Source organism: Cupriavidus sp. KK10, assembly GCF_018223725.1.
Taxonomy (GTDB): Bacteria; Pseudomonadota; Gammaproteobacteria; order Burkholderiales; family Burkholderiaceae; genus Cupriavidus; species Cupriavidus necator.
Genome location: NZ_CP073677.1, coordinates 6,229,392 through 6,247,744, shown reverse-complemented (window position 1 = coordinate 6,247,744; position 18,353 = coordinate 6,229,392). Strand labels below are relative to the sequence as shown.

Genomic DNA, 18,353 nt, shown 5'->3' with positions numbered 1-18,353 from the left:
GTCTCCGCCGTTCTGGTCCTGTCGGCTTGCTTGCAAAGTGCAAGTTTTCTGGAGAATAGCTTGCAAAACGAAAGTTTGCAGGGCGGGCTGCGACCCTGGGTCCGGAAAGCGTTCGTTTACCGGCCAGTGGTGCCGGCTACGCCACCGCGTCGCGGAACACCTCAAGCTTGTCCAGTTCCTCGCGCAGGAACCCGATCAGCGCGCGGGTGGCCATCGACGGGTGCAGGTTGGGCGTGGTGATGATGAAGAGCTTGTTGCCCAGCCCCTCCGGGCGCCAGTCGGGCAGCACCGGCACCAGCCGGCCGGCGCGCACTTCCTCCCAGCCGATGTAGACCGGCAGCATGCCGATCCCGTGGCCCTCGCGCACGGCGCGCGCCAGGAACAGGAAGTTTTCGGACTGCAGCTTTGGCGTCAGCGCCACGTCCACGCGCTGCCCGTCGCGGTAGAGCGACAGCGGGAACTGCCGCGGCGGGTACGGCGGGCACAGGAAGTTGCAGCCGGTCAGGTCCGGCGGCACTTGTACCGGCGGGATGCCTGCGAGGTATTCCGGCGATGCATACAGTTGCCAGCGGATGTCGCAGATTTCACGCGCCACATGATCCAGCGGTGGCGCCGAGGTGACCTTCAGCGCGACATCGATCTCGGCCGCGATCAGGTCGTTGACGCGGTTGGCGAAGAACACGCGCAGCGTGATGCCGGGGTGCTTCTGCGCAAACTGCAGCAGCAGCGGCGCGATATAGGCATCGCCCAGCCCGGTAGGCACGCTCACGCGCACATGGCCACGCAGGGTCTGTCCCAGGCTGTCGATCTCGGCCTGCGCCGAGGCCACTTCCTGCAGGATGCGCACGCCGTGCTGGTACAGCGCATGGCCGGGCCCGGTCAGTTCCAGCCGGCGCGTGGTCCGGCGCAGCAGCTGGGCGCCGGCCTGGTGCTCCAGCTCACGCAGCTGGCGGCTGACCTGTGAGCGCGTCACGCCGCGGCGCCGGCCGGCTTCGGCCAGGTTGCCCGCATCGACGATGTCGACAAAGGCCTGGATCAGGTTGAGGTCCATCGGGGATTGCCTGCAGGATTGTCGCGTCTGGTGCAACATTGTGATTCCGATGCGCGTGATTGTCGATCCACGGCTACGCCGATACAGTGGTCGGCTGACAGAACGGATCGCATACAGGAGACAACGGATGGCCACGGACCTCTGGTTTGAAGACATGCACCGCAGCGGCGAAGAACTGCTGGCGCGCGGCGCCCGCCTGGCCGGCGGCCTGCGCGCGCTGGGCGTGCAGGAGGGCGACGTGGTCGCCGTGCTGCTGCGCAACGATCCGGCCTATGCCGACGTGGTCCATGCCTGCCGCACCGCCGGCTGCTACTACTGCCCGATCAACTGGCACTTCACCGCCGAGGAAGTGCGCTTCCTGCTGACCGACAGCGGCGCCAGGGTGCTGCTGGTGCAGGCCGACCTGCTGCCCGCCGTGCGCGACGCCGTGCCGGCCGGCATGACGGTGCTGGCGGTGGGCCGCCCCGCGCAAGGCGCCATCGACTATGAAAGCTGGCTGGCGCAGCAGCCGGCCTACGACGGCCCGCGCGTGGCACCGCGCGGTCATATGGCCTACACCTCCGGCACCACCGGCCGGCCCAAGGGCGTGGTGCGCCAGGCGCTGCCGCTGGACCGGCTGGAGGAACAGCTCGCGCGCATGCGCTCGGTGGTGCGGCAGACCTACGGTATCGAGCCGGGCTGCCGCACGCTGATGTCGGCGCCGCTGTACCACAGCGCGCCGGGCTCGTTTATCCAGAACGCGCTGCAGATGGCCGAACGCCTGGTGCTCACGCCGCGCTTTGATGCCGAGCAGGTGCTGGCGCTGGTGGAGAAGCACCGCATCGACGTGCTCTACCTGGTGCCGATCATGTACGTGCGCCTGCTCAAGCTGCCGCCCGAGGTGCGCGCCAAGTACGACCTGTCATCGATCCGCTTCGTTGCCTCCACCGGCTCGCCGTGCTCGCCCGACGTGAAGCGCGCGATGCTGGAATGGCTGGGCCCGGTCATCCATGAGACCTACGCCTCCAGCGAAGCCGGCATGATCACCGTGGCCACGCCGGCCGATGCCGCCGCGCGCCCGGGGACCGCCGGCAAGCCGGTCGATGACGCGCAGCTGCGCATCCTCGACGAGAACGGCCGCCAGTGCGCGCCGGGCGAAGTCGGCCTGGTCTACGTGCGCCAGCCCGCCTATCCCGACTTCAGCTACCGCAACAACGACGCCGCGCGCGCCGCCATCGACCGCGACGGGCTGGTGACGCTGGGCGACATGGGCTATGTCGATGCCGACGGCTACCTGTTTATCTGCGACCGCGCCTCGGACATGGTGATCTCCGGCGGCGTGAACATCTACCCGGCCGAGATCGAGCACGAGCTGGTGCGCTACCCCGGCGTGGCCGACTGCGTAGTGTTCGGCATCCCCGACGACGAATACGGCGAGCGCCTGCTGGGCATGGTGCAGCCGATGCCGGGCGTGGAGATCCGCGAGGCCGAGGTGATCGACTGGCTGCGCCAGCGGCTGTCGGGCTTCAAGGTGCCGCGCAGCATCGTGGTCGAGGCGCAGCTGCCGCGCGATGAAACCGGCAAGCTCGCCAAGCGCCGCCTGCGTGACCGATACTGGGAAGGCCGCCAGCGCCGCGTCTGAGCGCCCGCCCGGCCTGCATGGATCACGACCGATAACAACAGGAGGAGACGCGATGCAGAACCAACCGAGCGGACGGCGCGCCTGGCTCGCCGCGATGGCAGCCGGCGCGGGGTGCGCGCTGGCCATGTGGGGCGGGGCCGCGCAGGCTGCCTATCCCGATCGCCCGATCAAGCTGGTGGTGCCCTACACGCCCGGCGGCTCAACCGACCAGTTCGGCCGCGCGCTGGCCGACGGCATGTCGCGCCAGCTGGGCCAGACCGTGGTGGTGGAAAACCGCCCCGGCGCGGCCACCATGATCGGCACCACCAGCGTGGCGCGTGCGCCCGCAGACGGCTACACCATGGTGCTGGCCACCAACGGCAGCATGGTGCTCAACCCGATGCTGTACAAGAAGATCAACTACGATCCACCCAAGGACTTCAGGATCTTCAGCATTGGCGCCGAGGTGCCGCTGGTGGTGGTGACCAACCCCAAGGTCCCGGCCAGCAATATCCGCGAGTTCGCGGCCTACGCCAAGGCCGCGGGCGGCAAGCTCAACTATGGCTCGGTCGGCCTGGGCAACGCGCTCCAGCTGGCCACCGAAATGCTCAAGACCGAGCTGGGCATCAGCGTCACTCACGTGCCCTACAACGGCAGCGCCCCGGCGCTGTCGGCGCTGCTGGCCAACGACGTGCAGCTGATGGTGGATGTGGTCAGCACCTCGCTGCCGCATATCAAGGCAGGCAAGCTCAAGGCCCTGGCGGTCACCGGCCGCACCCGGCTGGATGTGCTGCCCAACGTGCCGACCGTGGCGGAAAGCGGCTATCCCAACTTCCAGGCCGCCACCTGGTTCGGCCTGGCCGTGCCCGCGCAGACGCCGCCCGATGCGGTGGCCAGGCTGCAGGCCGCTGCTGCCCACGTGCTCAAGGACGCGCAGTTCCGTTCCACCTTCAGCGCGCTGGGACTGGTCGTGCAGGCCCCGCGCACGCAGGCCGAGATCGACCGCTATATCGAAGCCGACCGCGAGCACTGGGGCAAGGTCATCAAGGCCAATAACATTTCGTTGGACTGACTGGAAGTGCCGGAGCCGCCAGGGCCATGGGGTAAGCTACTGCTCGCCCCTGGCCCGGCAGGCCGGCGGTGACTTTCCCGTCACCGCCCGCGCCAATCAGGAACAACCCGGCCGGGGCGGGCTCCAACCCGGAGCCGTTCATCAGGAGTCCGATTTGAAATTCCCCGTTGCCGGGCTGGCGCTTGCCGGCCTGCTGGGCGCCGCTGCCGGCGCCATTGCTGCCCCTGCTTCCGCCCCTGCCGCCAGGCCGGCGGCCCCCGCACCGGCCAAGGCCCAGGCCGAGAACAGCGCGCTGTCGCCGCTGCTAGCCATGCTGGAAATCGGCAACCCGCTGCCGGCCTTGCCGGATTGCGCCGACAAGCGCACGCCCGATGGCCGCGATGTCACCGGATTCTGTGTCGAACTGAAGGGCGATGGCCTGATGCGCCAGGTCGGCGTGCCGCGCGCGCAGCGCCCGTCCTTTATGGACGGCCCCTTTGTGCTGGCCTTTGTCGACCGCAACGCGCTGGTCGGCCTGGTGGTGCCGACCGCCGGCGCCAACTCGCAGCAGGCCGCGGCCGACAGCGTCAGCGCGCTGTACGGCAAGCCGTTCCGGCAGGAGCAGGTCGACATGCCCGACAAGGCTGGCAAGAGCGTCAAGACGCTGCACGCCGGCTGGATGCACAAGCCGCTGACGGTTGAGCTCTACGCCATGCCGGAAGACCCCAACACCGGCACCATCGAAATGCTGCTGCCGCAGGCGCGCGTGCTGATGGCGGACAAGGATGCCGAGGTGGACAAGCAGCTCAATCCGGCCTCGGCGCCCGCGGCCAAGGGCGGCAAGGCAGCCGCCGCCAAGCCCGCACCGAAGCCTGCGCCCAAGCCGGAGAAGCCTGGCAGCTGGTAACACCCGCAGCAGGCGGGCCTCAGAGCCCTTCCATCACCTTGTCCAGCCCCCGCACCACGCCACGCACGGTGTGGACCTTGCGGATCGCCAGCAGCGCGCCGGCGACATAGGGCGTGGAGCCGTCGCCGGCCTCGTGCTTCAGGTGCAGGCGCTGGCCGTCGGCGCCGAAGATCACTTCCACGCCAAGCTGGTAGCCCGGCAGCCGCACCGCGTGCACCTGCGTGCCCGACATGGTGGCGCCGCGGGTTTCCTTCGGGCCGTTGACCTGGTCGACCGGCACCGCCTGCGCGGCGGCCTTGACCTGGCCGAGCCGGTAGGCCAGCTCGCGCACGGTGCCAGAGGGCACATCGATCTTGCCGGCCTTGGCGTAGTCGATGATCTCCCAGTGTTCCAGGTGGCGCGCGGCCATCTCGGCAAACTTCTGCAGCAGCACCACCGTGATGGCGAAATTGCCGCAGGCGAGCACGCCGCGGTCGGCCTGGCGTGCGGCCGCATCGATCTCCGCATAGTCCTCGTCGGTCAGCCCCGAAGTGCCCACCACCACGTGCGCGCCGTGCGCCAGCGCCTGCAGGATGTTGTGCTTGGCGATGCCCGGCTTGGTGTATTCGACATAGACGTCGTAGGGCGTTGCCCCCAGGGTCTCGATGCTGGCGGCCGCCACGCCCGGCGTATCGGCATGGCCGGTCAGCTGCGCCAGAGGCTGCCCGGCGGCGCCGCGCGACAAGCCGGCCACCAGGGTCATGTCGGCCGCATGGGCCACGCCGCGCGCCAGTTCGCCGCCGGCCCAGCCGGTCACGCCGCCCACGGCGACACGGATCGGGTTGTTCATATTGTTGCTCCGCAAACGCTTGATCGGGTTGGCAGCATACCGCGTCAGCCGGCGGCGCGCCGGCGGTCGAGCTTGCGTGCCAGCACGATCGAGGTGGTGGTGTGGTTGACGCCGTCGAGCATGCCGATCTCGTCGAGCAGCCGGTCCAGCCGGTCGTGCGTGTCGCAGCGGATCGCCACCAGGTAGTCGACCGGGCCACTGACGGAATTGACCTCTTCGATCTCGGGCAGGCGCTGCAGCGCGCGCAGGATGGCGGGCGCGGCCTTGGGCTGCACTGACAGGCCGCAGTAGGCCAGGATGGCGTTGTCTTCCATGCGCTGCCCCAGCCGCACGCCGTAGCCGGCAATCACCCCGCTGCGCTCCAGCCGCGCGATGCGCGCGACCACGGTGGTGCGGGCGATACCCAGGTGCCGGGCGAGGTTGGCGGCGCTTTCGCGGGCATTGGCCTGCAGCAGCGACAGCAGGTGCCGGTCGGTGGTGTCGAGCTCGGTCATTGCGTCGAGATGGTTCGTCGTTTCGTTCGATTATGGCGGGTTTTCGTCGTTCTTGTGGCTTCATTGTGTCGCGCGGGCTATCCATACTCCAGTCAACAGGACAACCTTTTCTTGTGGACGGAGACACCATGCAAGCCTCGAACCTGGGCCGGCAGGCCCCGCGCGACCTGCCCAAGGCGACCCGCCCGCTGCACGTGGTGGTGCTGGGTGCGGGCAAGATCGGGCGCACCATTGCCAGCATGCTGCATGACACTGGCGACTACCGCGTCAGCGTGGTCGATCATGACGCACGCCGCCTCGACGGCCTGCCGCGCGGCGTGCTGGCGCGCGCCGGCGACCCCACCGAGCCCGGCACCTGCGCCGCGTTGCTGGCCGGCGCCGATGCCGTGCTCAACGCGCTGCCGTTCCACGCCGCGATCAGCGTGGCTTCGGTGGCGGCGCGCCTGGGCGTGCATTACTTCGACCTGACCGAGGACGTGGCCGCGACCCAGGCCATCCGCCAGCTGGCGCAAAGCGCGCGCTCGGTGCTGATGCCGCAGTGCGGGCTGGCGCCGGGCTTTATCGGCGTAGTCGGGCATGACCTGGCGCAGCGCTTCCTGCGCGGCGGGGGGGAACTGCTGGACCTGCAGATGCGGGTCGGCGCGCTGCCGCGCTACCCCAGCAATGCGCTCAAGTACAACCTGACCTGGAGCACCGAGGGACTGATCAACGAGTACTGCAACCCGTGCGAGGCCATCGTCGACGGCCGCCGCGTGGAACTGACGGCGCTGGAGGGGCTGGAAAGCTTCGCGCTGGACGGCATCGAGTACGAAGCCTTTAATACATCTGGCGGCCTGGGCACGCTGCCCGAGACGCTGGCCGGCCGCGCGCGCCATGTCGACTACAAGTCCATCCGCTATCCGGGCCATTGCGCGCTGATGAAACTGCTGCTCAACGACCTGCGCCTGCGCGAACGCCGCGAATGGCTGCGCGATATCTTCGACCGCGCCATCCCGGTGACCGACCAGGACGTGGTGATCGTGTTCGCCACCGCCACCGGCTACCCCGCGGGGGGCGAACGCGGGCGCGGGCCGCTGACGCAGGCTTCGTTCTCGGCGCGCATCGGCGGAGTGGATGGCAAGGGTGGCCATGTCAACGCGATCCAGCTGACCACCGCCGCGGGCATCTGCACCGCGCTGGACATGGTGGCCACCGGCGCGCTGCCGCAATCCGGCTTCGTGCGGCAGGAGTCGATGCCGCTGGACGCCTTCCTTGCCAATCGCTTCGGCCGCCACTATACGCAGCATCCGCTCCAGGAGACCGTCATATGAAAGCGCAAGAGTTCGCTGCCTGCTGGGATTCGCTGGGCCTGCCGCGGCCGTGGCGGGAGGGCGCGCCGGCCGGTACCGTGACGGTACGCTCGCCGGTCGATGGCGAGGCCATCGGCCATGTCCCGGCCTGCACGCCGGCGCAGGCCGACGCGCTGATCGCCCGCGCCCATGCGGCGCAGACCACCTGGGCGCTGCTGCCCGCGCCCGCGCGCGGCGAGATCGTGCGGCGCTTCGGCGAGGTGCTGCGCGAACACAAGCCGGCGCTGGGCCGGCTGGTCTCGCTGGAGTCCGGCAAGATCCTGCAGGAAGGCCTGGGCGAGGTGCAGGAGATGATCGACATCTGCGACTTCGCGGTCGGGCTGTCGCGCCAGCTGCACGGGCTGACCATCGCCTCCGAGCGCCCGCAGCATGCAATGCGCGAGACCTGGCATCCGTATGGGCTGTGCGGCGTGATCTCGGCCTTCAACTTCCCGGTGGCGGTGTGGGCGTGGAATGCGGCGCTGGCGCTGGTGTGCGGCAACGGCGTGATCTGGAAACCCTCGGAAAGAGTCACCCTGTGCGCGCTGGCCGCGCATGGCCTGCTGGAGCGCGTGCTGGCCGCCGCGGCGCCGCAGCACACCGGCATCTCGGCGGTGCTGCCGGGCGGGCGCATGCTGGGCACCCACCTGGTATCGCACCCGGCGGTGCGGCTGGTCAGCGCCACCGGCTCGACCCGCATGGGCCGCGAGGTCGGCATTGCCTGCGCCGGGCACTTCAAGCGCAGCATCCTGGAGCTGGGCGGCAACAATGCCGCCATCGTCGCGCCCTCGGCCGACATCGAGCTGGCGGTGCGGGCCATCACCTTTGCCGCGGCCGGCACGGCGGGCCAGCGTTGCACCACGCTGCGTCGCTGCTTTATCCACGCCGACCTGATGGACACCATGGCGAGCCGGCTGATCACGGTGTTCGACCGCCTGCCCGTCGGCGACCCGCTCGCCGACGGCACCCTGGTCGGCCCGCTGATCGATACTGCCGCGGGCGATGCCATGGCCAATGCGCTGGCCGCCTGCCGCGCGCAAGGCAATATCGTCACCGGCGGCGAACGGCTGCTCGCCGACCGCTACCCGCATGCCTGTTATGTGCGGCCCGCGCTGGTCATGACCGACGAACAGCACGACACCATGCTGACCGAAACCTTCGCGCCGATCCTGTACATGATGCCGTACACCACGCTGGACGAGGCCATCGCGCTGAACAATGCCGCGGCGCACGGGCTATCGTCGTGCATCTTCACGGAATCGATGCGCGAGGCCGAGCGCTTCCTGTCCTCGGCAGGCAGCGACTGCGGCATCGCCAACGTCAACATCGGCACCAGCGGCGCGGAGATCGGCGGCGCCTTCGGTGGGGAAAAGGCGACCGGCGGGGGCCGCGAGTCGGGATCGGATGCGTGGAAGGGCTATATGCGCCGCGCCACCAACACCATCAACTATGGCGATTCGCTGCCGCTGGCGCAGGGGATACGGTTCGAGATCTGACGGCATCTCTGGATGTGTTACAAGGCGCGTAGGGAACGGTAACAAGCCTTACACGCCTTTGACGCCGTATTACGGTTTCTGCCCGTATAACGTCAGCAGGGCAGGCACATGCCCGTTCCGACCCCAAGGACAAATCATGAGAATGCTGACGATTGGACTGGCTGCCGCAGCGGCATCCGTCACCCTGCTGGGCGGCTGCGCCGTCTATCCCACGCCCGCCGGCCCCGCGGTCGGCCCTGCGCCGGTGTACGTGGCCCCGGCGCCGGTCGTGGTGGCACCGCGGCCGTACTATTACGGTGGCTATGGCTACTACGGCCGGGGATACCGCCACTGGTAAAGGCAGCCGTTGGCAGGATGATGCAGGAGGATGCCGGCGCGTAGAGAGAGGCTGCGCGCCGGTGGCATTTCAGTTGCCGGCGGCGTCGCCAGCCCGGCTATTCAGCCCGCCCCAGCTGGGCGCGAGCGTCTGGCCGATCTCCGGCAAGTCCACCAGGTCGAGCACGCGCCCGACCGTATGGTCGACCAGTTCGGCAATGCTCTGTGGCTTCTGGTAGAAACCCGGCACCGGCGGGAACACGATCCCGCCCATTTCCGTCACCGCCGTCATATTGCGCAGGTGCGCAAGGTTCAGCGGCGTTTCCCGCACCATCAGCACCAGCTTGCGCCGCTCCTTGAGCGTGACGTCGGCGGCGCGCGTGATCAGGTTGTCGGACAGGCCGTGCGCTATCGCCGCCAGCGTGCGCATGGAGCAGGGGGCCACCACCATCGCCTGTGCGCGGAACGAGCCGCTGGCGATGGTCGCACCGATGTCGCGCACGTTGTGCACGACGCTGGCCAGTGCCTCCACCTCGGCACGGCTGATGTCCAGCTCGTGCTGCAGGTTCATCACGCCAGCCGGCGAAATCAGCAGATGGGTTTCCACGGAAGGCGCCGCGCGCAGCACCTGCAGCAGGCGCACGCCGTAGATGGCGCCGGTGGCGCCCGTGATGGCGACGATCAGCCGTTTGGGTGTGCCGCCAGTCACGGACATAAAGGAACTCAGCCCTTCAGCAGGGTTTGCAGTTCGCCGTTCTGGTACATCTCCATCATGATGTCCGAGCCGCCGATGAACTCACCGTTCACGTAGAGCTGCGGGATGGTCGGCCAGTTGGCGTATTCCTTGATGCCCTGGCGCACGCCTTCGTCATCCAGCACGTTGACCGTGGTGGGCGCGTCCACGCCGCAGGCCTTCAGGATCTGGATGGCGCGGCCCGAGAAGCCGCACATCGGGAATTGCGCGGTGCCCTTCATGAACAGGACTACCGGGTTGCCCTTGACGATCTGATCGATCTTTTGCTGCACGTCGCTCATGGTTTGCTTTTCAGTGGGGCGATGCCGTGTCGCGGGCGCCGCCTGGGGGGAATGGGACACCACGCGGCCTGGCCGGTGGCGGGGATCTGACGACGATTTTACCGGAATCGCCGCCGGGCTTCAGTGAGAGGCAGTGATGCCGCCGGGCTGAGCGCCTGGCCAGCGCCCGCCGGTGCAGCGTTCCAGGCCGGCCAGGTCGCGGGCGGTGAAGACCCCGGTGAAACCGGCGTCCTCCAGCAGCTGGCGGGTGGCCTGCGCCTGGTCGTAGCCATGCTCCATCAGCAGCCAGCCGCCAGGCAGCAGCCGGGCGCCGGCACCGGCGACGATGACCCGCAGGTCGGACAGGCCGTCGTCGTGGTCGGTGAGCGCGTCGATCGGTTCGAAGCGCAGGTCGCCTTCGGCCAGGTGCGGGTCGCCCTCGGCGATATAGGGCGGATTACTGACAATCAGGTGGAAGCGCAGGCCCGCCGGCAGCGCCGCGTACCAGTCAGATACCAGGAAGTGGATGCGGTCGGCGCCGAGCGCGCTGGCGTTGTCCTGCGCCACCATCAGCGCGCCGGGCGAGATGTCGGTGGCCCAGACTTGCGCATCGCGGCGCTCGCGCGCCAGCGTCACGGCCAGGATGCCCGAGCCCGTGCCCAGGTCCAGCACGGTCGGCTGCGGCACCTCGGCCAGCCGCGCCAGCGAGGCTTCGGCGGCGACCTCGGTATCGGGCCGCGGGATCAGCACGTCAGGCGTGACCCGGAACTTGCGGCCGAAGAATTCGCGCTCGCCGATCAGGTAGGCCATCGGCTCGCCCGCCAGCCGCCGCGCCAGCAGCGTGGCAAAGGCGTCGCGCTGGGCGATGGTGAGGGTGTCGGTGTCACGCGTGATCAGCTGGGTGCGGCTCAGGCCGGTGACATGCGTCAGCAGCATGCGCACTTCCAGGGCAGGCAACCCGGCCATGGCGGCGAGGGTCTGGGCTTCGCGCAGCGTGGGGGTCGCCGGCAGCGCGGCAGAGTTTGGGGAAGACATCGAAAGGGAGGGGACGGTTCTTTTGCCGGCTACAAAAAACCCCACCGGCGCAAAGGCCTGGCGGGGCTTTGGGGCGGGACTTCCAGCTTGGCGCCAGTGTACCGCTCATCGACAGCGGGTGGCGCAATGCCCCCGCCCGGACGATTACTTATTGACGGCGTCCTTGGCCTTGTCGGCACCCGTGTTGACGGCATCCTTGGCGGCCTGCTTGGCATTTGCCATGGCGTGACCGGCGTCTTCCTTGGCCTTTTCGGCGGCGGCCGAGACGTCGGCTGCAGCACCGCTGGCGGCGGACTTGGCTGCGTCAGCGGCGTTGCTGGCGGCAGCGGCGGCATCGCTCGCGGCGGCCTTGGCGGATTCAGCGGCGCTTTGCATGGCGCTCTCGGCGTTCGAGGCGGCAGGCGGGGCTTCTTCCTTCTTGCTGCAAGCGGCCATGGCCGCGGTGATCATCAACAGCGCGAGCAGTTTTTTCATGATTTCGTCCTAGGTATGTTCTCGGGAGAGACTACGCCGGCACCATTCTCCGTTTGCCGGTCGAAATCGATTATAGACAGCCGCCTTACCCCTACCAGTGCTGTTTCAAGCATTTACAAGAAATACAAAGATATCGGCGACTTTACGCGGTGTTCGTGGCGGAAGTCTTTTGCGGATGGGTTTAGTGGCGCTTACGCACCTTCGCCAAGCGCTGCCAGCTGGTCAGCCTGATGCTCGGAGGCCAGCGCCGACAGCAGTTCATCCATGTCGCCGTCCATGATCATGTCGATCTTGTACAGCGTCAGGTTGATACGGTGGTCGGTCACCCGCCCCTGCGGGAAGTTGTAGGTGCGGATGCGGTCGCTGCGGTCGCCCGAGCCGATCAGGTTGCGCCGCGTGCTGGCCTCTTTGGCCTGCGCGGCGCGCGTCTGCATGTCCTTGATGCGGGCCGCCAGCACCTTCATCGCCTTGTCCTTGTTGCGGTGCTGGCTGCGGTCGTCCTGGCACTCGACCACGATGCCGGTCGGCAGGTGGGTGAGGCGCACCGCGGAATCGGTCTTGTTGACGTGCTGGCCGCCCGCGCCCGAGGCGCGGAAGGTGTCGATGCGCAGGTCGGCCGGGTTGATCTCGACTTCGCCCACTTCATCGGCTTCGGGCATGACCGCGACCGTGCAGGCCGAGGTATGGATGCGCCCCTGCGCCTCGGTCGCCGGCACGCGCTGCACGCGGTGGCCGCCTGATTCGAACTTCAGCCTGGAGAATGCCGCGTCGCCGGCGATGCGCACGATCACTTCCTTGTAGCCGCCCAGGTCTGATTCCGATTCGCTCATCACTTCGACCTGCCAGCGCTGGCGTTCGGCATAGCGCGTGTACATGCGCAGCAGGTCGCCGGCGAACAGTGCGCTTTCCTCGCCGCCGGTGCCGGCGCGGATTTCCAGCAGCAGGTTGCGGTCGTCGTTGGGGTCCTTGGGCAGCAGCAGGCGCTGCAGGCTCGCTTCCAGGGCTTCCAGCCGCGCGCGCGCGCTGGCGATCTCGTCGGCGGCAAAGTCCTTCATCTCCGGATCGTCCAGCAGCGCCTGCGCGGTGGCCAGGTCGTCCTGCGCCTGGCGGTACTGGCCGTATTGCTCGGCCACCGGCGACAACTCGGCATGTTCGCGGCTGAGCTTGCGGTACTGGTCGATCTTGGCGGTCGCGTCTTCGCGCGCGAGCAGGGCGTTGACTTCATCGAGTCGCTCGGCCAGTTGGTCGAGCTTGGCAAGCATGCTGGCTTTCATCGGATGCGGGGGAAAGAGGTGGGCCAGGGGCCGGGGCTACCCGTGGACGGGCGGCGGCGTGCCGGCGCGGCAGGGCGCGCGGCGCAAGGGCAGAGCGGCTAGCGCTCGGAGTGGCTGCTGTGGCGGAACAGGCCCGGCACCAGGCGCAGCAGCGCCTCGCGGTCTTCGCCCTGGGTATGGTTCAGCGCGTGGGTGGGGCCGTGCAGGAACTTGCGGGTCAGCGCGCCGGAGAGGGCCTCCAACACGGCTTCAGGGTCGTCGCCGCGTGCCAGCATGCGGCGCGCGCGTTCCAGTTCAGCCTGGCGGATGGCTTCGCCGCTGGTCTGCAGTTCGCGGATGACCGGCACCACGCTGCGCGTTTCCAGCCAGTGCATGAAGTTCTGCACCCGGCTTTCGATGATGGCTTCGGCCTGCGCGACCGCGGCCTGGCGCATCGCGTTGCCTTCACGCACGATCGCGCCGAGATCGTCGACGGTGTACAGGAAGACGTCGTCCAGGCGCGCGACTTCGGGCTCCACGTCGCGCGGCACGGCCAGGTCGACCATCATGATGGGGCGGTGCTTGCGGCGCTTGACCGCGCGCTCCACCGCGCCCAGACCGATGATCGGCAGCGAGCTGGCGGTGCAGGACACCACGATATCGAACTCATGCAGGCGCTCGCCCAGGTCCGTCAGGCGGATCGCGTTGGCGGTCAGGCCCTGGCCGGAGAGCTGCTCGGCGAGCTTTTCGCCGCGTTCCACGGTGCGGTTGGCCACCACGATCTGACGCGGCTGCTGCGCGGCGAAGTGCGTGGCGCACAGTTCGATCATCTCGCCCGCGCCGATAAACAGCACGCGCTGGGTCGAGACGCTTTCAAAAATCCGTTGCGCCAGCCGCACCGCGGCCGCTGCCATCGACACCGAGTGCGCGCCGATCTCGGTCTGGCCGCGCACTTCCTTGGCCACCGCGAAGGTGCGCTGGAACAGCTGGTTCAGGTACGTGCCCAGCGAGCCGGCTTCGCCGGCGGTGCGCACGGCGTCCTTGAGCTGGCCCAGGATCTGGGTCTCGCCCAGCACCATCGAATCCAGGCCGCTGGCCACGCGGAAGGCATGGCGCACGGCTTCGGACTGCGGCAGCGCGTACAGGTGCGGCGCCAGTTCGCCCGCGGGCACGTTGTGGTGCTGCGACAGCCAGCGCAGGGTGTGCTCGAAACCATCCGTGCCCGGTGTCAGGACGTCGGTCGCGCAGTAGATCTCGGTGCGGTTGCAGGTGGACAGGATGGCGGCTTCGGTGCCGCTGCGCCCCGACAGGTGGGAGCGCAGCGCACCCAGCGCGGGCTTGATCTGCTCGAGCGGAAACGCTACCCGCTCGCGCAGCGAGACGGGTGCCGTTGTGTGATTGATGCCGATCGCGAGCAGTTGCATTTGTAGGGGACGGGTACGGTCCGGCGCGTGGCCGGACCGGATGCCATTATACCGCCGGGATCGCTAATTGCAGGCGCGGGGCCGGATTGCAGTATCGTTACGCCGCAGCCCTTGCGGCTGTGATGCTGACAACACAGGAGAAGCGGATGCTGGGCACCTTGATCGTGGGTTTGCTGGTGGGGCTGGCGGCGCGCCGGCTGCATCCGGCAGGGCGCGTGGTGACCCTGCCGGCCGCGCTGGTGCTGGGCGCGGCGGGTGCGGCGGGCGCTTTCTATGGCGGCCGCGCCTTGCACCTGTTTATCGACGGGCAGCTCAGCAGCTGGCTGGCGGTGATCGCCGGTTCGGCGCTGCTGGTGGGGGCCTGGGGTGCAGTGCGGCCGCGCGGGCGGTAAGAACAGAACTGATCGCGGCGGCGGGAATCCGCTCGCCGCATGATCGCGATCAGAAGCGGACCGGCGATTGGGCAATGTCGGCCTTGGCTCTTCCCGCCAGCAGCCGGCGCAGCACGCCGCTGGAATAGTGACTGGCCACATCCTTCAGGAATGCCGCGAAGTCCACATGGGCGCTATCGTCGGCCCGGTCCGAAATGGTCCGCATTACGGCATACGGCACGCCGTATTCGTGGCAGACCTGCGCCACCGCGGCGCCTTCCATTTCCACCGCCAGCAATCCGGGCAGCCGCTCACGCAACTCCGTCACCGCCGCCGGTGAGCCGATGAACTGGTCGCCGCTGGCGATCATTCCGTGGTGCAGCGCCGGCGCGGCCACGCCGAATCGTTCCAGCACCTCGCGCGGCACCTCGGCAGGCAGGTCCAGCTGCAGAAATTCGCGCGCGGCGGCTTCCAGCTCGGCGGTCAGCGCCGGGTCGGCCGGGAACTCGGCACGGTCCAGCAGCGGCACTTCATGGCGGCCGAAGAACGGGCGTGCGTCGAGGTCATGCTGGATGGTGCGGTCGGCGATGACGATGTCGCCGACATTGGTGCCGGCGCCGATGCCCCCGGCCAGCCCGGTGAAGACAATCTGCGTCGCGCCGAACTCGCGGATCAGCGTGACGGTGGTCGCCGACGCCGCCACCTTGCCCATGCGCGCCAGCACCAGCACGCACGGCTGCCCGAACAGCTGGCCGGCATAGTAGTCGCGCATGCCGATCGTGCGCACCGTGGCGCGGCTGTCGTCATGGCGCATGGCGGCTACCAGGCCATCGACTTCATCATGGATGGCAGCAAGGATTCCGAGAGTCATGGAACGGGCGAAGGACGAGAAAACCACAGCATACCGGCCCGCGCGGGCCGGGCATAGATTAGAGCGCGACCGCACCACCCCCTCCCACGGAACAGGTGCGGCCCCCGCGCCGCTTTGCTAAAGTCCCCGTCATCTCAGCACGCAAGGGCGAGCATGCAAGGCACACCCACCGTAGCCAACGGCGAACGGCGCGCCATCCGCCGGGCACTGGCCGACTGGCGCGCACTGGGGCGCCTGGACGCGGCTGGCGTCCCTGAGCCGTGGGCGCGCACCGAGCCCGTCGCCAGCGACTGGCGCCGCTGGCTGGACACGGCGCTGATGGCGCTGGGCACCGCGCTGCTGTGCGCGGGCGTGATCGTGTTCTTCGCCTTCAACTGGCAGGACCTCCACAAGTTTTCCAAGTTCGGCCTGCTGGCCGGCGCGCTCACGCTGCTCGCCGCCTTTGCCTGGCTGCGCCCGGCTGGCGACACCGCGGGCCGCGCCGCGCTGGGCGGCGCGCAGGTCGTCGCCGGCGTGCTGCTCGCGGTGATCGGGCAGACCTACCAGACCGGCGCCGACGCCTGGCAGCTGTTTGCGCTATGGGCGTTGCTGGCGGTGCCCTGGGCGCTGGCGGCGCGCGCCGCACCACACTGGTGGCTGGTGATCGTGGTCGGCAACGTGGCGTTGCTGCGCTATTTCAGCATCCGCTTCGGTGTCGAAGGCGTGTTCGCGCTGCTGTTCGATACGCGTCATATGCGCACCGCCACGCTGGCGCTGCTGGGCGCGGTGGTGCTGCAACTGGTGCTGTGGCAGCTGCTGTGCGCCAGGGCGCCCGCGCTGGGCTTGCGCGGGCAGACCGGCAGCCGCATGCTGGCCGCGCTGGCCTGTGTGCACGCCGGCTCGCTGGGGCTGGCCAGCCTGCTGGACAGCCACTTCGACGGCGCCGCATTCGCGCTGGCCTTGGTGGTACTGGCCGCCCTGGTCTGGTGGTTCCGCCAGCGCGCCTTCGACATCGTGGTGCTGAGCCTGGCCTGCCTGACCGGCATCGTGCTGGCGGTGGCCGCGATCGCCAAGGTGCTGTTCGAGGGCAAGGACGATTTCGGCGCCTTCCTGCTGCTCGGGCTGGTGACCGTCGGCCTTGCCGCCGGCGCGGCCGCCTGGCTGATGCGTGCCTGGCGTGGCCAACTGGAGCAGGCATGACGACCGAACTGCAGACCGAGCAACGGCTCTGGCAGGATCTCGCTGCAGGCGGCGAGGTACAGGGCGAGCGGCCCGACCACACCCACACCCCCTGGGCCGTGCGCTGCCTGATGGGCGCGGCGGGCTGGCTCGGCGCCTTGTTCTTCCAGCTCTTCCTGGTCGGCACCGTCTTCGTCGCCGCGCGCGAGAACGGCATCGCCATGGCGGTGACCGGCCTGGCCATGATCGCGCTGGCCGCGCTGCTGTACTGGCGTGGCGGCGGCATTGCCGCGGGGCAGTTCGCGCTGGCCGTGAGCCTGAGCGGGCAGGGCATGGCCGTGTTCGGGCTGGCCGAGGCCCTGGGCTTCACGCGCGTCACCGAGAGCGCAGGCTTCTGGGCCGGACTGGCACTGTTCGAGGCAGCGCTCGCCTTGCTGGTCCCCAACCGGCTGCACCGGCTGCTGTGCGCGGTGGGCGCATGGATCGGGCTGGCAGGCGCCATGCATCTCGTCCTGGCCGGCAGCGAGCCGAAGGACTGGCTGTTGCTGACATGGTCCCTCGGCTGGCTGGTGCCGCTCGGCTGCGCGCTGGTGACGGGTTTCACGCTGGCCGAAGCACGCCTGTGCGCGGCCGGCCGCCACACGCTGCTGGAACCGCTGGCCGACGCGACGCTGCTGTTCACGCTGGCCGTTGCACTGGTCGTCACCGGCATGAGCCATCCGCTGGCCTGGCTGGGCGGCCCGGAAGCCGGACGTATCCCGCTGGCGCACTGGGTCGCTGGCGGGCTGGCCACGCTGGTGCTGGCCGGCTTCGCGCTCGCCGAATGCCGCCGGCTGGCACTCAGCCCCGCCGTACAGGGCGCCGTCCTTGCTGGCGTGGCGGCCTTCGGCGCGCTGATGGCCGCCGCGCCCGCAGTCGTGGCAGGGGTTCTCGCGCTCGGCCTGGCCCTGCGCCGCGCGTCGATGCCGTGGCTGGGCCTGGGCATCGCCAGCATCGCTATCGGCTTTATCTGGTACTACAGCGCGCTGCACTGGACGCTGCTGGCCAAGTCCGCCACGCTTGCCGCGGCTGGCGTACTGCTGCTGGCAGGCCGTTACTGGCTGCTGGGCCGCACCAAGATGGAGGCCGCATGAAACGCTGGATCCTGATCGCCTGGGCCCTGACGCTGGCACTTGCCGCCGCCGGCATCGCCGGCAAGGAGCGCCTGCTGGCGCGCGGTGAAACCGTCTACCTCAAGCTCGCCCCGGTCGACCCGCGCTCGCTGATGCAGGGCGACTATATGGCGCTGAACTTCGAGATCGGCAACATGATCCGCGCCGCTCAGATGCGGAAGCAGGACGACCGGCCTCCACGCGATGGCGTGGCGGTGATCCGCAGTGACGAACAGGGCGTAGCCAGCTTCGTACGCGTGCACGGTGGCGAGCCGCTGGCAGCAGGGGAGCAACTGCTGCGCTACCAGGTCGCCCGCTCGCGCTGGGGCGGCATGCAGGTGCAGGTGTCGACCGATGCGTATTTCTTCCAGGAGGGGCAGGGCGAGCGGTTCGCGCAGGCGCAGTATGGGGAGTTCCGCGTGGGGGCGGACGGGCAGGCGCTGCTGGTGGGGTTGCGGGGGAAGGGGATGGAGAGGTTGTGAGGCGAAAGTGATGTGCCCCGGCCCAAAGAAAATAGCCACCGCATGTGGT

At 68.9% G+C, this 18,353-nt stretch carries 20 protein-coding genes; 10 read left to right on the top strand and 10 right to left on the bottom strand.

Features of this window, described 5'->3' with window-relative positions; translation table 11 throughout:
- Window positions 1-136 precede the first annotated feature (136 nt).
- Window positions 137-1,051: a LysR family transcriptional regulator gene (locus KB879_RS29075; RefSeq protein ID WP_211980348.1), complete on the bottom strand. Its 915-nt coding sequence runs from the start codon at window positions 1,049-1,051 to the stop codon at window positions 137-139.
- Between the two features lie 127 nt (window positions 1,052-1,178).
- Here KB879_RS29075 and KB879_RS29070 point away from each other — a divergent pair, with 127 nt between their 5' ends.
- The 3 genes from KB879_RS29070 (at window position 1,179) to KB879_RS29060 (ending at window position 4,609) form a co-directional block, all read left to right on the top strand.
- Complete coding sequence (locus tag KB879_RS29070; RefSeq protein WP_013958144.1) at window positions 1,179-2,672, top strand: acyl-CoA synthetase; 1,494 nt, start codon at window positions 1,179-1,181, stop codon at window positions 2,670-2,672.
- A gap of 52 nt (window positions 2,673-2,724) precedes the next feature.
- On the top strand, window positions 2,725-3,723 hold the full coding sequence (locus tag KB879_RS29065) for a tripartite tricarboxylate transporter substrate binding protein (protein ID WP_013958143.1): 999 nt from the start codon (window positions 2,725-2,727) through the stop codon (window positions 3,721-3,723).
- Between the two features lie 154 nt (window positions 3,724-3,877).
- On the top strand, window positions 3,878-4,609 hold the full coding sequence (locus KB879_RS29060) for a hypothetical protein (RefSeq protein ID WP_153955457.1): 732 nt from the start codon (window positions 3,878-3,880) through the stop codon (window positions 4,607-4,609).
- 19 nt (window positions 4,610-4,628) lie between these two features.
- Here the strand turns inward: KB879_RS29060 and dapB are convergent, their stop codons facing one another.
- Both dapB and KB879_RS29050 read right to left on the bottom strand, forming a co-directional pair.
- Window positions 4,629-5,438: a 4-hydroxy-tetrahydrodipicolinate reductase gene (gene dapB, locus KB879_RS29055; protein ID WP_013958141.1), complete on the bottom strand. Its 810-nt coding sequence runs from the start codon at window positions 5,436-5,438 to the stop codon at window positions 4,629-4,631.
- 44 nt (window positions 5,439-5,482) lie between these two features.
- Window positions 5,483-5,932, bottom strand: a complete 450-nt coding sequence (locus tag KB879_RS29050; protein ID WP_010809873.1) for an Lrp/AsnC family transcriptional regulator — start codon at window positions 5,930-5,932, stop codon at window positions 5,483-5,485.
- A gap of 128 nt (window positions 5,933-6,060) precedes the next feature.
- Between KB879_RS29050 and KB879_RS29045 the strand changes: the two genes are divergently transcribed.
- From KB879_RS29045 to KB879_RS29035, 3 genes are all read left to right on the top strand, one after another.
- Window positions 6,061-7,242, top strand: a complete 1,182-nt coding sequence (locus tag KB879_RS29045) for a saccharopine dehydrogenase C-terminal domain-containing protein (RefSeq protein ID WP_013958140.1) — start codon at window positions 6,061-6,063, stop codon at window positions 7,240-7,242.
- Window positions 7,239-8,756, top strand: coding sequence for an aldehyde dehydrogenase family protein (locus tag KB879_RS29040; RefSeq protein WP_013958139.1), 1,518 nt, complete (start codon window positions 7,239-7,241; stop codon window positions 8,754-8,756). The genes KB879_RS29045 and KB879_RS29040 overlap by 4 nt, the downstream gene beginning before the upstream one ends.
- Before the next feature lie 142 nt (window positions 8,757-8,898).
- A complete protein-coding gene (locus tag KB879_RS29035; protein ID WP_013958138.1) occupies window positions 8,899-9,093 on the top strand; it encodes a hypothetical protein in 195 nt (64 codons plus the stop codon).
- Between the two features lie 69 nt (window positions 9,094-9,162).
- Here KB879_RS29035 and KB879_RS29030 read toward each other — a convergent pair whose 3' ends face one another.
- From KB879_RS29030 to hemA, 6 genes are all read right to left on the bottom strand, one after another.
- Window positions 9,163-9,786: a UbiX family flavin prenyltransferase gene (locus tag KB879_RS29030; RefSeq protein ID WP_013958137.1), complete on the bottom strand. Its 624-nt coding sequence runs from the start codon at window positions 9,784-9,786 to the stop codon at window positions 9,163-9,165.
- An 8-nt stretch (window positions 9,787-9,794) separates the two neighbouring features.
- Window positions 9,795-10,106 carry a Grx4 family monothiol glutaredoxin gene (grxD, locus tag KB879_RS29025; protein WP_041228169.1) on the bottom strand — a complete coding sequence of 104 codons (312 nt, stop codon included), beginning with the start codon at window positions 10,104-10,106 and terminating at the stop codon, window positions 9,795-9,797.
- Window positions 10,107-10,226: 120 nt separating this feature from the next.
- Window positions 10,227-11,120 carry a peptide chain release factor N(5)-glutamine methyltransferase gene (gene prmC, locus KB879_RS29020; protein ID WP_211980347.1) on the bottom strand — a complete coding sequence of 298 codons (894 nt, stop codon included), beginning with the start codon at window positions 11,118-11,120 and terminating at the stop codon, window positions 10,227-10,229.
- 144 nt (window positions 11,121-11,264) lie between these two features.
- Window positions 11,265-11,594, bottom strand: a complete 330-nt coding sequence (locus tag KB879_RS29015) for a hypothetical protein (protein ID WP_013958134.1) — start codon at window positions 11,592-11,594, stop codon at window positions 11,265-11,267.
- Window positions 11,595-11,785: 191 nt separating this feature from the next.
- Window positions 11,786-12,868, bottom strand: coding sequence for a peptide chain release factor 1 (gene prfA / locus KB879_RS29010; RefSeq protein ID WP_013958133.1), 1,083 nt, complete (start codon window positions 12,866-12,868; stop codon window positions 11,786-11,788).
- A 98-nt stretch (window positions 12,869-12,966) separates the two neighbouring features.
- Window positions 12,967-14,271, bottom strand: coding sequence for a glutamyl-tRNA reductase (hemA, locus tag KB879_RS29005; RefSeq protein WP_010809882.1), 1,305 nt, complete (start codon window positions 14,269-14,271; stop codon window positions 12,967-12,969).
- A gap of 146 nt (window positions 14,272-14,417) precedes the next feature.
- On the opposite strand from hemA, the gene KB879_RS29000 reads away from it, so the two are divergent.
- On the top strand, window positions 14,418-14,663 hold the full coding sequence (locus KB879_RS29000; RefSeq protein WP_013958131.1) for a hypothetical protein: 246 nt from the start codon (window positions 14,418-14,420) through the stop codon (window positions 14,661-14,663).
- A gap of 49 nt (window positions 14,664-14,712) precedes the next feature.
- Here KB879_RS29000 and KB879_RS28995 read toward each other — a convergent pair whose 3' ends face one another.
- Window positions 14,713-15,513, bottom strand: coding sequence for a 5'-methylthioadenosine/adenosylhomocysteine nucleosidase (locus KB879_RS28995; protein WP_013958130.1), 801 nt, complete (start codon window positions 15,511-15,513; stop codon window positions 14,713-14,715).
- 153 nt (window positions 15,514-15,666) lie between these two features.
- Here KB879_RS28995 and KB879_RS28990 point away from each other — a divergent pair, with 153 nt between their 5' ends.
- From KB879_RS28990 to KB879_RS28980, 3 genes are read left to right on the top strand one after another with little or no spacing between them, the layout of a single operon-like run.
- On the top strand, window positions 15,667-16,692 hold the full coding sequence (locus tag KB879_RS28990) for a DUF2157 domain-containing protein (RefSeq protein ID WP_013958129.1): 1,026 nt from the start codon (window positions 15,667-15,669) through the stop codon (window positions 16,690-16,692).
- On the top strand, window positions 16,689-17,804 hold the full coding sequence (locus KB879_RS28985) for a DUF4401 domain-containing protein (protein ID WP_013958128.1): 1,116 nt from the start codon (window positions 16,689-16,691) through the stop codon (window positions 17,802-17,804). The genes KB879_RS28990 and KB879_RS28985 overlap by 4 nt, the downstream gene beginning before the upstream one ends.
- Complete coding sequence (locus KB879_RS28980; RefSeq protein ID WP_211980346.1) at window positions 17,801-18,304, top strand: GDYXXLXY domain-containing protein; 504 nt, start codon at window positions 17,801-17,803, stop codon at window positions 18,302-18,304. The genes KB879_RS28985 and KB879_RS28980 overlap by 4 nt, the downstream gene beginning before the upstream one ends.
- The last annotated feature ends 49 nt before the right edge of the window (window positions 18,305-18,353 follow it).